This window comes from Paenibacillus zeirhizosphaerae, assembly GCF_030705605.1.
Lineage (GTDB): Bacteria > Bacillota > Bacilli > Paenibacillales > Paenibacillaceae > Paenibacillus > Paenibacillus zeirhizosphaerae.
The window spans coordinates 465,285-479,111 of sequence record NZ_JAPCKK010000016.1 but is presented as its reverse complement, the minus strand read 5'-3'; the positions used below and the strand labels follow the sequence as shown (position 1 = coordinate 479,111).

At 49.8% G+C, this 13,827-nt stretch carries 13 protein-coding genes; all 13 read left to right on the top strand.

Annotated elements, in window-relative coordinates:
- Window positions 1-108 precede the first annotated feature (108 nt).
- The 13 genes from OIN60_RS11935 to OIN60_RS11875 all read left to right on the top strand — a co-directional run bounded on the left by OIN60_RS11935 (window position 109) and on the right by OIN60_RS11875 (window position 13,700).
- Window positions 109-939 (top strand): ClpP family protease, encoded by an 831-nt coding sequence (locus OIN60_RS11935; RefSeq protein WP_305755084.1) that lies wholly within the window; start codon window positions 109-111, stop codon window positions 937-939.
- A complete protein-coding gene (locus OIN60_RS11930; protein WP_305755083.1) occupies window positions 936-1,145 on the top strand; it encodes a YlzJ-like family protein in 210 nt (69 codons plus the stop codon). The genes OIN60_RS11935 and OIN60_RS11930 overlap by 4 nt, the downstream gene beginning before the upstream one ends.
- Window positions 1,146-1,248: 103 nt before the next feature.
- The gene (locus OIN60_RS11925; protein WP_305755082.1) at window positions 1,249-3,888 is read left to right on the top strand and encodes a DNA translocase FtsK; all 2,640 of its coding nucleotides are present in this window, start codon (window positions 1,249-1,251) and stop codon (window positions 3,886-3,888) included.
- A 156-nt stretch (window positions 3,889-4,044) separates the two neighbouring features.
- Entirely contained in the window at window positions 4,045-4,902 is an 858-nt protein-coding gene (gene sleB / locus OIN60_RS11920; RefSeq protein WP_305755534.1) for a spore cortex-lytic enzyme, read from the top strand.
- A gap of 169 nt (window positions 4,903-5,071) precedes the next feature.
- The gene (yfmF, locus tag OIN60_RS11915) at window positions 5,072-6,352 is read left to right on the top strand and encodes an EF-P 5-aminopentanol modification-associated protein YfmF (protein ID WP_305755081.1); all 1,281 of its coding nucleotides are present in this window, start codon (window positions 5,072-5,074) and stop codon (window positions 6,350-6,352) included.
- 2 nt (window positions 6,353-6,354) lie between these two features.
- Entirely contained in the window at window positions 6,355-7,635 is a 1,281-nt protein-coding gene (gene yfmH / locus OIN60_RS11910) for an EF-P 5-aminopentanol modification-associated protein YfmH (RefSeq protein WP_305755080.1), read from the top strand.
- Window position 7,636: 1 nt separating this feature from the next.
- Window positions 7,637-8,407, top strand: coding sequence for an elongation factor P 5-aminopentanone reductase (ymfI, locus tag OIN60_RS11905; protein WP_305755079.1), 771 nt, complete (start codon window positions 7,637-7,639; stop codon window positions 8,405-8,407).
- Window positions 8,408-8,514: 107 nt separating this feature from the next.
- Window positions 8,515-8,775, top strand: coding sequence for a DUF3243 domain-containing protein (locus OIN60_RS11900; RefSeq protein ID WP_305755078.1), 261 nt, complete (start codon window positions 8,515-8,517; stop codon window positions 8,773-8,775).
- Window positions 8,776-8,979: 204 nt separating this feature from the next.
- Window positions 8,980-9,753, top strand: a complete 774-nt coding sequence (locus tag OIN60_RS11895) for a DUF3388 domain-containing protein (protein WP_305755077.1) — start codon at window positions 8,980-8,982, stop codon at window positions 9,751-9,753.
- A gap of 31 nt (window positions 9,754-9,784) precedes the next feature.
- Window positions 9,785-10,852: a helix-turn-helix domain-containing protein gene (locus OIN60_RS11890; protein WP_305755076.1), complete on the top strand. Its 1,068-nt coding sequence runs from the start codon at window positions 9,785-9,787 to the stop codon at window positions 10,850-10,852.
- Window positions 10,853-11,032: 180 nt separating this feature from the next.
- Window positions 11,033-11,524: a YajQ family cyclic di-GMP-binding protein gene (locus tag OIN60_RS11885; RefSeq protein ID WP_305755075.1), complete on the top strand. Its 492-nt coding sequence runs from the start codon at window positions 11,033-11,035 to the stop codon at window positions 11,522-11,524.
- Between the two features lie 215 nt (window positions 11,525-11,739).
- Entirely contained in the window at window positions 11,740-12,327 is a 588-nt protein-coding gene (gene pgsA / locus OIN60_RS11880; protein WP_305755074.1) for a CDP-diacylglycerol--glycerol-3-phosphate 3-phosphatidyltransferase, read from the top strand.
- Window positions 12,328-12,434: 107 nt separating this feature from the next.
- Window positions 12,435-13,700 carry a competence/damage-inducible protein A gene (locus tag OIN60_RS11875; RefSeq protein ID WP_305755073.1) on the top strand — a complete coding sequence of 422 codons (1,266 nt, stop codon included), beginning with the start codon at window positions 12,435-12,437 and terminating at the stop codon, window positions 13,698-13,700.
- Window positions 13,701-13,827: the final 127 nt, after the last annotated feature.

Below are 13,827 nucleotides of genomic sequence, written 5' to 3'. Positions count from 1 at the left end.
ATTGGACGGTTTCCGCGGAGAGGAGGCTTTTTTTGCGTGTAAAGTATAAAATCTTCCATTTATATACCATACTATCCGTTATAACGGCATTTATCGATGAAGGGATGGATGAATAGTATGGTATCCTATGACGGTAATAAGGAAGAGGGAACGGAAGCTCAGAGTCCACAGACCGGTGAGAAAAAAATGTCCCCGATTATAGAAAGTATTCAGCAGTTTGGTCAGACAGGAGTACCGACAGCGGAATCTAATATTTTTTGCATGACCATTATCGGACAAGTTGAAGGGCATTTTATACTGCCTCCACAAAACAAAACCACCAAATATGAACATATCATTCCCCAGCTCGTTGCTGCCGAGCAGAATTCCCGCATAGAGGGATTGCTGCTGGTACTGAATACGGTGGGGGGCGATGTGGAAGCTGGCCTCGCTATCGCAGAGATGATTGCTTCTCTGACGAAACCGACTGTGACGGTAGTCATTGGCGGGGGACACAGTATCGGCGTGCCCATCGCGGTGTCAGCGTCCTACTCACTTATTGCGGAGAGCGCTACCATGACCATTCATCCGATCCGGATGAGCGGCTTGGTGATCGGGGTTCCGCAGACATTTGAATATATGGAAAAAATGCAGGAGCGGGTTGTCCGGTTTGTAACGGGTCATTCTCGCATCACGGAGCAGCAGTTTAAAGAGCTGATGTTTAAGACGGGAGAGCTGAATCGGGATATCGGAACGGCTGTGGGAGGCCAAGATGCTGTGAAATACGGGCTCATGGATGCGGTCGGCGGCATTGGCGAAGCGTTAACCTATCTGAATAAAGCTATCGCTGAACGGCGCGGCACTGCACCGCAGGGGGATATCCCTACCATGAATGCTGGTGCATTGCAGGGACAACCCGGGGCGGTCGCCACGCAGCAGGGGGGAGGCTTGACCCAATGACGCTTTACTCTGTAATACCGATGGATCTGGTTTGGCAGGGGATGTGGAAAGAGTCAGGTCCGCTGCAGGAAATCAAAGCGGATGGCTGCCTGATCCAGGTAAGGGCTGAGGGGGAGCGAAAGGGCACCATCGTAAGGCTGCTGGACTGCCCTCTCGATGCTTATTTGAATCCCAAGCTGGCCCCTGGTACCGAAATTGAGTGGTAGCTGCTAGACGAACAGATTCACGAAATAAGGAGATCTTGTCGAAAAAGAACATATGTGCTGATGCAGGCGGACGTGGTATAATATTCTTCTGGGGGTGACCATAATGGCCAGAAGACGCAAAAAGAAGAAAACTACATTGGGTAGCGTCCTCAAATACGAAATATACGGTATTGTTCTGATTACACTTTCAGTGATCGCCTTGTCTGGTGAAGCGGCAGTCGGCCGCTCTTTGTCCAAGATGTTCGGTCTTGTACTGGGCAAGTTTTATTTTGTCATACCCCTGATCGGCATTTTTTACGGATTAATGGTGATGATACACCGAAAGTGGCCTGACAAATGGCATGCCCGCAAGAGCGGGTTGCTTTTATTCGTGCTTTCATTAACGCTGATGAGCACTATTTCCTCCATGGAACATCGGCTTGGCCCGATTGGGGCGCTGGAGCCGGGGAATGTGATGAGTCAAATACATATCGATTTGCGGGACGAGCTATTTGCTGCTGATGAGGATCAGCACTCCATGCTGAACAAGGATATCAGCGGCGGATATGTCGGTGCCCTGGAGCTGACCGCTCTGCTCTGGTTGTTCGGGCTGACGGGAGCCAAGCTCATCATGCTTGTCATGTTTGTCATCAGCTTTATGCTTGTTACCCAGCTTTCCTATGTTGATTTGGGGCGCATTTTGCGTACCAAAGCGCTGAAAACAGGCAGCAGCCTGCAGCGAAAATGGGAGGAAAGAAAGACTCCGATCCCGATTGCGGAAAGCCGCAAGGGCAGAAAAAACAAGCCGGTTGCTGTTCCTGAAGACGGGGAGGATATGGACGACGATTATGAAGAGCTTCCTTCCCCACCGAAGTGGAAGCAGCCTTTGTTCTTCCAGTTGTTCGGGAGCCGTAAGGCTCCTGCGGATAATGCGATGGATGATCATACAGCGGTGGGAGGAGAAGAAGTCGCGCCGTTTCATTCGTTGGCGTATAAGAACCGGCACGATGATAGGGATGCTGACATGCAGTCACCACCATTCATTGCTGGTGAGCCCGAAGCGGTGGAGACGAGAAGTTCACCGATTATCAGAGACTTTTTCGAGCAGGTTCGTACGGAAGAAAGCATGGATGTGTACGGTGGGGAAGAGGATAGCAGCTTGCCTGACGGTGCGGATGCCGAAGCGGATATACCTTCTGTGGCCGGAGCAGCAGCAGATGAAAAGAATGCTCAGAGGCACAGTAATGCCGAAGCAGCGGCAGAGGGGACACCAACAGCCGAAGGAGAGGCACCAGACGGTGGAGTGGCTACTCAGCAGGCACCGCCCTCACCGCCTCCGAAGCCGTACAGGCTTCCTCCCTTCAAGCTTCTTTCCAAGCCTCAAGGCGCAGGCAAGGGAGGCGGACAGAAAGACTATATGCAGACAGCGCGCAAGCTGGAGGCTACACTGGAAAGCTTCGGTGTACGAGCCAAGGTGCTTGAGGTTGTACGGGGTCCTGCTGTAACCCGCTATGAGATCCAGCCCGATATTGGTGTTAAGGTGAGCCGGATCGTAAGTCTGACGGATGACATTGCGCTGGCTCTTGCGGCCAAAGACATTCGGATGGAGGCGCCGATTCCCGGCAAATCGGCTATCGGCATTGAGGTGCCGAACAGCGAGGTATCCGTAGTTACCATGCGCGAGGTTATGGAAACGCCGATATTTCAGGAATCGGAAGCTAAGCTGTCTATTGCCTTTGGTCGGGATATTGCGGGACAGACCATTATCGGAAACCTGGCCAAGATGCCCCATTTGCTCGTAGCAGGAGCTACCGGTTCGGGTAAATCGGTGTGCATTAACGGCATTATTACCAGTATTTTGTACAAGTCCAAACCCGATGAGGTTAAATTTTTGATGGTCGATCCCAAAATGGTGGAACTGAATGTCTACAATGGCATTCCCCATCTGCTGGCTCCAGTTGTCACCGATCCGAAACGGGCATCGCTTGCATTGAAGAAAATCGTCGTAGAGATGGAGAAGCGTTATGAGTTGTTCTCCAAATCAGGCACAAGAAACATTGAAGGCTATAACCATCTGATGAAAGACAACCCCGCGGCGGTACTTCCATTTATTGTAGTTATCGTTGACGAGCTTGCCGATTTGATGATGGTAGCCGCTGGAGATGTGGAAGACGCTATTGCCCGTTTGGCACAGATGGCCCGCGCCGCCGGCATCCATCTGATCATTGCCACACAGCGCCCGTCGGTTGATGTCATCACTGGTGTGATCAAGGCCAATATTCCTTCACGCATCGCGTTCGGCGTCTCGTCTCAGATCGACTCCCGCACCATTCTCGATATGGGCGGGGCGGAGAAACTGCTTGGACGTGGGGATATGCTCTTTATGCCAATGGGAGCTTCCAAGCCGGTGCGTGTTCAGGGTGCATTTATGAGCGACCAGGAAGTCGAGAACATCGTGAATTATGTCCGTGATCAGGCAGAGGCCCAATATGACGACACGCTTGTACCGGAAGTGGAGGATAACACAGCCGAAACGGACGATACACTGGATGAGCTGTATGACCAGGCTGTGGGCATCATTCTTGAGGCTAAGCAGGCCTCCGTATCTCTGCTTCAACGCCGTATGAGAATCGGATATACAAGGGCTGCCCGCCTGATTGATTCCATGGAGGCACGAGGTGTGATTGGGCCGTATGAAGGAAGCAAACCACGAGAGGTTCTGATGTCTCTGGAGCAGTACCAGCAAAATAAAATCAGCTCCTGACCGGGCTGTCTCCAGCCGTTCAAGCGTGTAGCTTGCACGGCTTTTTTCGCGCTTTAATCGTTGCGTGCTCACCATGTGGTGTGAATAGCCAGGCTCCTCCCTTGTCATAATAAGCGTAGCCATCCTGTTCATCCCACAAAGAAAGGTAGAGCGATGATGAAAAAGACAGCCCTATGGATATGCACGGGCGTATTGGCGGTTACGGCCGTAGTATATGCAGCCTTCCTTGATGATCCGGGCGTAAAAAGGAGCCCCGACAAGCTTCCGCAACAAGCTGAGACTTACGAAACGGGACCTGTTGAGGCGGTTTTCAGCAGCAAGCCGATCACCTATGGCTCTTACGGTCAGGATGTATATGAGCTGCAAAGCCGGTTGAAATTGCTTGGCTTTTTCTATGGAAAAGTAGACAGCCAATTTGGAAGTAAAACATTAGGGTCGGTTAAATGGTTCCAATCCAAATTCGGCATAACTCCCGACGGCATTGTGGGGGCCAAAACAAAACTGAAGCTGGTGAATGCCACGGCGCATTGGAAGCCGACGGAAACCCCTTTGCACAATGGAGGGAGTAATCAGCAAACGGCGAACAAAGGCAGGTCAGGTGAGAAAGCAGCATCTACAGGCGGGGCAGTTTCGCTAAGCCCCGGAAGAGCGGCAGGCCTGTCAGAAAACGAATTGAAAATGATGGCCAACGCGGTTTACGGGGAAGCACGGGGGGAACCGTTCGAAGGTCAGGTTGCGGTTGCAGCCGTTATCCTGAACCGTGTGAAATCACCTAATTTTCCTAATACACCTTCTGGTGTGATCTTTCAACCTGGAGCGTTCACAGCGGTGGCGGACGGCCAAATCTGGCTCACACCGAATCCGCAGGCTCGCAAGGCAGTTCAGCAGGCATTGAACGGCTGGGACCCTACAGGAGGCTGTCTTTATTATTTCAACCCGCGCACGGCAACCTCTAAATGGATCTGGTCACGGCCCCAGGTAAAAACGATTGGAGAGCACATTTTCTGCATGTAGCTTTGAAAATCAAATACACGGCGGAAAAAGGCAGTGTCCCGCGTGTGAAAACCGGCAACCGGAGCCTGTCTCCGGTTGCTTCTTGGCTTTTTGATCGTTTACAATAAAAATTGGCATAGATTGCCGCTCATTAAGGATTCGAAAATGACGTCGCAAAGGAGTTTTGGAGTTGATAAAAACAAGATTTGAACGCGGCAGCCGGCGGCAGTTGCGTATTCACGTGATGCCGACCAAACGCTTTAAGACGTATGCGATATCGCTTTACGCTGGAGTTCCTTTGCAGGAAACTACCGTTTCAAGTGTGGCTTTGACACCATTTGTACTGAGACGCGGGACTGCTTCTTATCCGGAAACAACTCAGTTCAGGGAGCAGCTTGAGCAAATGTATGGCGCTGGCTTCGGGTTCGATATATATAAAAGAGGAGATTATCAGATTGTCCAGTTTCGGATGGATACCATTAATGACAGCTTCGTAAGCAGCGCAGACAGCCTGCTCGACAGATCATTTTCTTTCCTCGGAGAGGTGCTGACACGTCCAGTTGTGGAGGATGACGCTTTCCGCGCAACCTATGTCCAGCAGGAGAGGGAGAATGTGCGCAAAAAGCTGGAAGCGATCGTAAATGACAAAATCCGTTATGCAGGTGAACGCTGTATCGAAGAAATGTGTAAAAATGAACCTTTTCGCCTGCATCCGCTCGGTCAGCGCTCCGATCTTGATTCTATCGGCCCAGACGACCTCTACAAGGCCTACAGAGGCTGGCTCGACAACGCCAGCATGGATTTGTATGTGGTAGGGGACACGTCGCTCGAAGAGGTAGAAGGGCTTGTAGACCGTTATTTCAGCCTTGACCGATCCTCTACACCGCACTATAGAGGCGCAGGTGTGTCCGCACAGGCGCGGGAAGTACAGACCATTGTTGAACGTCTTGATGTAAATCAAGGGAAGCTGAACATGGGCTTACGGACCTCGATTACCTACAGTGACGATCAGTATGCTTCCGCACTGATGTATAATGGTATTCTTGGCGGTTACCCCCATTCGAAGCTGTTTGTGAACGTAAGAGAAAAGGAGAGCCTTGCCTATTATGCTTCTTCTCGTTATGACGGTCATAAGGGCATTGCCACCATTCAATCCGGTATTGAGATACCAAATTATGAAAAGGCTGTAAGCATCATTCGTCAGCAGCTTGACGATATGCGCGGCGGTGTCATCAGTGAGCTGGAGATGACCCAGACCAAGGCCATGATCCGCAACTTGCTCAAAGAGATGCAGGATTCGGCGTTCGAAATGATTGCGTTTGACTTTAACAGACAGCTTTCCGGCAAAGAAAGAACGGTCGAGCAGCTATTGGAGCAAGTAGAATCGGTATCCGTAAAGGATGTGCAGGAAGCGGCCCAGACCTTTAATCTGGACACCATTTATTTCTTGAGAGATCAGAAGGAGGAGTAGCCGTGCAGAGCATCACGTATGATCATTTGCAGGAAACGCTGTATTTCGAGGTAATGGATAATGGCCTGCACGTGTATGTGCTTCCCAAACCGGGCTTTCAGAAGACCTTTGCCACCTTTGCCACGAAGTATGGTTCGATTGATAATCACTTTAAGGTTGAAGGGGCCGAAGCCATCAAGGTTCCGGACGGAATCGCCCACTTTCTTGAGCATAAAATGTTTGAAGAAGAGGATGGGGATGTTTTCACCAAGTTTTCTTCCAAGGGTGCATCCGCCAATGCGTTCACCAGCTTTGAGCAGACCGTCTACCTATTCTCGGCAACCGAGCATATTTACGATAACCTGGAGACGTTGATTAATTTTGTCCAGTCTCCTTATTTTACGGATCAAAGTGTGGATAAAGAAAAAGGCATTATTGGCCAGGAAATCAATATGTACCAGGATAACCCGGATTGGAGAAGCTATTTTGGCCTCATAGAGGCTATGTATTCCAAGCATCCGGTACATATCGATATCGCGGGTACGATTGAATCAATCGGTACCATTACAAAGGATACGCTTTATACTTGCTACAATGCGTTTTATCATCCCAGCAACATGCTGCTCTTCGTGGTAGGAGGCGTTGAACCGGAAAAGGTATTGAACCTCATAAGGGAAAACCAAAGTGGCAAAAATTATAAGCCGCAGGGTGATATTGAACGGATTTTTGAGCCGGAGCCTGCGGGTGTAGCTGAAAAAAGACGTGAGGTAAGGCTTGCGGTGTCTCTTCCTAAATGTCTGTTTGGTTTCAAGGAGAAAACAACAGGCCTTACCGGCGCAGAACTACTCCGGCATGACCTGGAGAGCAAGCTGATGCTCGATCTGCTGCTGGGCTCCAGCACACAGCTTTATCAAAAGCTTTATGATGAAGAGCTCATTTCAGACAGCTTCGGCCATGAATACAACAGCTCTAATCAATATGCCTTCTCGGCGATCGGCGGCGACACCAAGGACCCAGACCGGCTACTGTCCCGCATTCGTGAAGAAATTGAGGCGGTAAAAGCAAGCGGGTTTACGGAGGAGCATTTTGAACGGGCACGCAAGAAAAGAATCGGTGGATATTTGCGTATGCTGAACTCGCCTGAAAATATTGCCCATGAATTTACTCGCCACCGCTTTAGAGGCAGCGATTTGTTCGAGATCCTGCCTGTCTATGAGAGCATTACCCTTGAAGATGTGAACCGGCGTCTGCGGGAGCACACGGATTGGGAGCAGCTGGCCGTTTCGCTGGTGGTGAGCCCTTGACATGGAGAGTGAAACCGGAGCGATTAACAAAGCGTTAGGGGAAATGACAGTATTGGTGACCGGCGGCAGCAGAGGAATCGGCGCGGCTATCGCGGAGCGCTTCGCCTCTGTAGGCATGAACGTGGTGATTCATTACATGAAATCCCATGAAGAGGCCAATGAAGTCGCGCGACGCTGCATGAAATATGCAGGCTCGGTTATGACCGTCACCGCCGATCTCCGCAATAAAGAACAAATTTTACGCATGCGGGAAAAGCTGGAGAACCACGGGCTAAAGCCGGACATTCTTGTGAACAATGCGGGAATATCCCATTTTGGTCTGCTGGCGGATGTAAGCGAGGAAGAGTGGGATGACGTCATGGCTGTGAATGTAAAAGGGACATTCCTCTGCACACAGGCTTTTCTGCCGTATATGATTTCGCAGCGTTACGGCCGGATTATCAACGTATCCTCAATATGGGGATTGTCCGGCGCTTCCTGTGAGGTGCTGTATTCGTCGACCAAGGGGGCTGTAAATGCTTTTACCAAAGCATTAGCCAAAGAAGCGGCGCCGTCCGGAGTTACTGTGAATGCGGTAGCTCCGGGCGCTGTAGATACGGCCATGCTGGAGCATCTTGACGCTGGCGAATTGGCAGGGCTAAGAGAAGAGATCCCCGCCGGAAGACTGGCGAAGCCGGATGAAATCTCGTCACTTGTTTATTTTCTCGCTCTGCCTGAATCCGGATATATCAATGGTCAGATTATCAGTCCCAATGGCGGCTGGGTAACCTGAACACAAGAGGCCCTGTGCTGGAGGAAACCTCCAGCATAGAGGGGGCTGCTGCGGCGCATATTACATCTGTAGATTTTAAATCTCATTCCTTACTGAAGGAGGATGTAATGATGTCGAATACAGTTCTCAAAAATTTCGATACCTGGAAAAAGTTCCTCGGAGATCGTGTGGCCCAAGCAGAAAAAATAGGTCTCAGCGAGGAAACCATCTCGAATCTGGCTTACGAAATCGGGGAATTTTTGGATGAAAAGGTTGATCCGGCAAACCACTCCAACCGTGCTCTGAAAGAGCTGTGGGATGTGGCGGATAAGGATGAGCGCCATGTCATTGCCAAATGTATGGTGAAGCTTGCCAAAAGCCAAGTTTAACCTGTAAATGATGTAGAAAAGCTCCCTTGGAGGGGGCTTTTCTGCAATGGTTACAGACCTGTTCTTGTAATTCATAACTATTTTATATATCATAAAACGTGATTGTAGTTACGGATGTCATTTAAACGCACTTGCACGGAAGTATCATAGAAATATGTCGATCTGTGCTAGAGTAATAGAATAAAGGTTTGAAGAGGTGGCGAAGTGACGGCTGAAAGCAAACAATGGTACATGGAATACAAAATACATAATAACCGGCCGGGTCTGCTCGGCGATATTGCTTCCATGCTGGGAATGCTGGGGGTCAATATCCTGACGATTAACGGGGTGGAGGGACAGCGACGGGGCATGCTGCTTGAAACCGATGATGACGACAAAATCCGCATCCTCGGGGAAATGCTGCAGAAGGCAAGCAACATCACGATTACGGCATTTCGTCCGCCAAAGCTGGTTGATATTCTTGCTGTCCGTCATGGCCGCTATATTGACCGCGATTCAGATGACCGCAAAACTTTCCGTTTTACGCGGGATGAACTCGGGTTACTTGTCGATTTTTTGGGTGAAGTATTTAAAAGGGAAGGAAATCAGGTTATCGGCTTGAGGGGGATGCCCAGGGTTGGGAAGACGGAGTCTATTATAGCCAGCAGTGTGTGTGCTGCCAAAAGATGGACGTTTGTCTCCTCCACGTTATTGCGTCAAACTGTCCGCAGCCAGCTCTCCGAGGAGGAGATGAATCCGGACAATGTTTTTATCATTGACGGGATCGTGAGTACAATCCGCTCCAATGAGAAACACTATAATTTACTGCAGGATATCATGAATTTGCCAAGCACCAAGGTTATTGAGCACCCGGATATTTTTGTCCGTGAATCAGGTTACACATTTGATGATTTCCATATGATCATTGAGCTGCGCAACAATCCGAACGAGGAAATTATATATGATACTTTCACTACCAGTTATACAGACGATATTTAATAACAGTGGAGAGAAATGAGGAGATGATGGCATGTCTGAACTGGGTCAGCAGTTAAGGGAGGCCCGGCTGCAAAAAGGGTTGAGCCTGGACGATGTCCAAGATATGACGAAAATTCGCAAACGGTATCTGGAAGCGATCGAAGCGGGTGACTACAAGGTGCTGCCAGGCACTTTTTACGTCAGAGCTTTTATCAAAACCTACGCGGAGACGGTAGGGTTAAATGCGGATGAACTGCTCGAAGGCCACAAAAAGGACGTCCCTGTGCAAGAGCAGGAGGCTACGATGGAGCCGGTAATTCAGAAACGTGCGAGCCGCGCATCGGGAGAACAAAATATGAAATGGCTGTCCAATGCATTGATGTGGCTGTTCCCGATTTTGATCATCGTAGTAATTTATGTTTATATCACAAGTAGAGGCAATGAAGATAATAATCCTCCTGGCGGTATAGCTCAAAACAATAATCAAACGCAAACACCACCAGCCACAGGCGGGGGTCAGGGAACCGGGAATGAGGAAACGGCTCCTCCGGCGAATACCGGCCAGAACAATACTCCTCCAGCCACGACGCAGGATCAACCCGGCACAACGGATGGTCAGATCGGTGGTGGCGGATCAACAACGGATGAACAGGGTGAGACTTCCCAAGAGAATTCCGGGACGGAAGAATCAGGAACAGAAGAACCTGGAACGGACGAAGGAACAGGTACAACCGAAGGAGTTACGGTAACCCAGGACGGCAAGGCAGGGAAGACGACGATTTTCAATGTGTCCAGTGCAAGCGGCGACCCTGTCAAGGTGGAAATTCAGGCTTCCGGTGAAAGCTGGCTTGAAGTATACAGGGGAGAAAATTCAACTGGTGAGAAATTGCAGTACGGTATGACCACAGCAGGTGATACGAAGTCTTTCGACCTTGATGAACGTGGAATGTATATTAAATCGGGCGCTTCTTCCGCTACTGCGATTAAGGTGGGGGGACAGCCGGTTTCCGACGGAAAGGCTACGACACGCATCCGGCTGGTTCAGGTTAAGGCTGCCGACAACACAGCGGGCACTAATTCAGACACCTCCAAAACGGAAATGGATTCTAATGGTGAATAATGCCTGACAGTGAGGGAGGATGAACCTGTTCAACTCTCCGAATGAAGCAGCTATGTTGTATCCAGGTGTTTTTTTCGGGCGAGCCCGTGAAAAAACACCTTTTTTCACGAAAATTAGACTTTTGGGCAGCTTTTCCATATAATTAATGTTTGAACTTTCTTCCGAAAGGAATGTGACGAAATGGCTTCAGAAAATTCATTCGACATTGTTTCCAAAATGGATATGCAGGAGCTTGCAAATGCCGTAAATCAGACGGAGCGCGAAATCGAAACACGCTTTGATTTCAAAGACAGCAAAAGCAGCCTCAAACTGGAAAAGGATGCTCTGACGATCGCGTCAGACGACGAATATAAGCTGAACGCGGTTATTGACATTTTGAAATCCAAAATGATCAAACGCGGTCTTGCTGTCAAAAATATGGATTACGGCAAGCTGGAGCCTGCTTCGATGGGAAGCGTCCGTCAAAAGGTGTCCTTCAAGCAAGGCATCGACCAGGAAAATGCAAAAAAGATCAACATTCTGATACGCGATTCCAAACTGAAGGTGAAGAGTCAGATTCAGGGAGATCAGATTCGTGTGACAGGCAAAAGTAAAAATGACCTTCAGGAGGTTATGCAGATGCTGCGCAAAGCGGACCTTTCACTCGACCTCCAGTTCACAAACTTTAAGTAAGACTTTCCTCTGGTGTACCGTACATACGGCTGTGCCGGAGGTTTTGTTTTCTATACTCTGCTGGAGCATGCCCCTTTGCCGGTACGACCTGCTTTGACACGTGTTTCAGGCGTATATTATACTTGTAATCGATACGCGGATAAGCCTTGGCGATGACGCCGTTTCGAAGTACATAGTGTCGACGTATTTAAGAATTGTCAGGGGAGAGGTGTACTGTGAATTTACCCAACAAAATTACACTGGCACGGATTTGCCTCATTCCGCTCATGATGATCTGTCTGCTGGTGAAATTTGACTTCTACCCCGAACCGCTTCAATGGGGAGAATTCAGTCTGCCTTTCAACCAGTTGCTTGCTGCGCTTATTTTTATCGTGGCTGCAAGCACGGACGGTATTGATGGATATTTGGCCCGCAAGCACAATCTGGTTACCAATTTGGGCAAGCTTCTCGACCCGCTGGCAGACAAGCTGCTCGTTACTGCGGTGCTCATTTCTCTAGTGGAGATGGGCAAGCTGGATTCCTGGGTTGCCGTAGTTATCGTAAGCCGAGAGTTCGCTGTCACCGGACTGCGTCAGATTGCGCTGCTTGATGGTTCCGTAGTGGCTGCGAGCAATTGGGGCAAGCTAAAAACGGTCATACAGATCGTGGCTATCGTAGCTTTACTGATCAACAATTTCCCTTTTGTATTTATGGGGCTTCCGTTTGATCAAATCGCGATTTGGGCGGCTGCTATCATTACCATTTATTCAGGGTATGACTATTTCGTAAAGAATAAGCACCTGCTTCATTCCTCCAATGCTTGATACATAGGATGTCTTGGAGGGGAAGACTAAAGCAATGGGACTGCCTATTGCTTTTTCTTTATGAAGCAGTGGGTGACGATACTTAATTGATGTGGAGGGGCGTCGATATGAAGGCAGAGATTATTGCAGTAGGTACTGAATTGTTATTGGGGCAAATTGTGAATACAAACGCCCAGTATCTGTCCCAGGAGCTGGCGTCGATCGGGGTGGATGTATATTTTCAAACCGTGGTAGGGGACAACATGATGCGCCTCCAGGAGGCGGTAAAAGCGGCACAGAGACGCGCGGACATTATTCTGTTCTCCGGAGGCCTGGGGCCAACACAGGACGATCTGACCAAGGATGCGATAGCCTCCGTGCTGGGACGCGAACTGCATATCGATAGACTATCGATGGATAAAATCGAAGGTTTCTTCAGAGAACGCGGTGTTGAAATGACGGAGAACAACCGCCGTCAGGCATTGACGATCGACGGGGCAACGCCGCTCAAGAATGAAACCGGACTGGCTGTAGGCAATGCGCTTGTGCAGGAAGGGAAGTATTATGTGATTCTTCCGGGTCCCCCCAAGGAATTAAAGCCGATGTTTGAGCAGGAGGCGAAGCCCTGGCTTCTCCAGCACGCATTAGGCGGTAGCGAAATGGCCATTTACTCAAAAATGCTGAAGTTTGCAGGTATCGGCGAATCAGCGCTCGAAACCAGGCTGATCGATCTCATCGAGAAGCAGAGCGATCCGACGATAGCTCCTTATGCCAAAGAGGGAGAAGTGACGATCAGGGTATCTACGAAGGCGACAAGCGAGAGCGTGGCCTTGGTCAAGCTGGATGCTATGGAGGCTCAGATACAGCAGCGTTTGTCGGAGCATTTGTACGCCAGTGAAGATGTGCCGCTCGAAAAAGTCATCGTGGAAGGGATGAGCAGGCTGGGGCTGACGGTGAGCGCAGCGGAAAGCTGTACCGGCGGTCTTGTTATGGAGATGCTTACCTCCATACCTGGCAGTGCTGCTACTTTCAAAGGCGGAATCGTCTGTTATTCCAACGAGATCAAGGAGAAGCTGTTGAATGTGCCTCATGATTACCTTGAGGGAGAGAACTGTCCGGGTGCGGTAAGCCAGGAAGTGGCGGGAGTGCTCGCAGAGCAGGTCAGAATGATTATGGATAGCGACTTCGGGCTATCGATCACCGGCGTAGCGGGTCCGGGTTATTCCGAGCATAAGCCTGTAGGGCTTGTCTATATCGGGATAGCGGAGCGTGGCAAAGAGACGGAAATCCATGAGCTGCGACTGAATGGGAACCGGGAGACGATCCGAATCCGCTCGGCTAAAGCCATTTTGTACAGACTATGGCGCAGGCTTGTTGAAAATGAAAAAGAATGATATAATGGAATTACACGGAAGAACCGTGGCAAAGAACTTGCCAACGGTTCTTTTTTTGTTGAGCTGAGGCAAGAATAAGCTTTCTGTGGCTTGATCGGCAGTTGTCGCTCTATCCGGCTGGAATAAA

What these genes read in the sequence shown, in the direction of transcription:
- ymfI (WP_305755079.1), top strand. Translation starts at nt 7,637, where the DNA reads ATGGAGAGTGAAACCGGAGCGATTAACAAAGCGTTAGGGGAAATGACA.
- OIN60_RS11925 (WP_305755082.1), top strand. Translation starts at nt 1,249, where the DNA reads ATGGCCAGAAGACGCAAAAAGAAGAAAACTACATTGGGTAGCGTCCTC.
- sleB (WP_305755534.1), top strand. Translation starts at nt 4,045, where the DNA reads ATGAAAAAGACAGCCCTATGGATATGCACGGGCGTATTGGCGGTTACG.
- OIN60_RS11935 (WP_305755084.1), top strand. Translation starts at nt 109, where the DNA reads ATGAATAGTATGGTATCCTATGACGGTAATAAGGAAGAGGGAACGGAA.
- OIN60_RS11885 (WP_305755075.1), top strand. Translation starts at nt 11,033, where the DNA reads ATGGCTTCAGAAAATTCATTCGACATTGTTTCCAAAATGGATATGCAG.
- OIN60_RS11930 (WP_305755083.1), top strand. Translation starts at nt 936, where the DNA reads ATGACGCTTTACTCTGTAATACCGATGGATCTGGTTTGGCAGGGGATG.
- OIN60_RS11890 (WP_305755076.1), top strand. Translation starts at nt 9,785, where the DNA reads ATGTCTGAACTGGGTCAGCAGTTAAGGGAGGCCCGGCTGCAAAAAGGG.
- OIN60_RS11900 (WP_305755078.1), top strand. Translation starts at nt 8,515, where the DNA reads ATGATGTCGAATACAGTTCTCAAAAATTTCGATACCTGGAAAAAGTTC.
- OIN60_RS11875 (WP_305755073.1), top strand. Translation starts at nt 12,435, where the DNA reads ATGAAGGCAGAGATTATTGCAGTAGGTACTGAATTGTTATTGGGGCAA.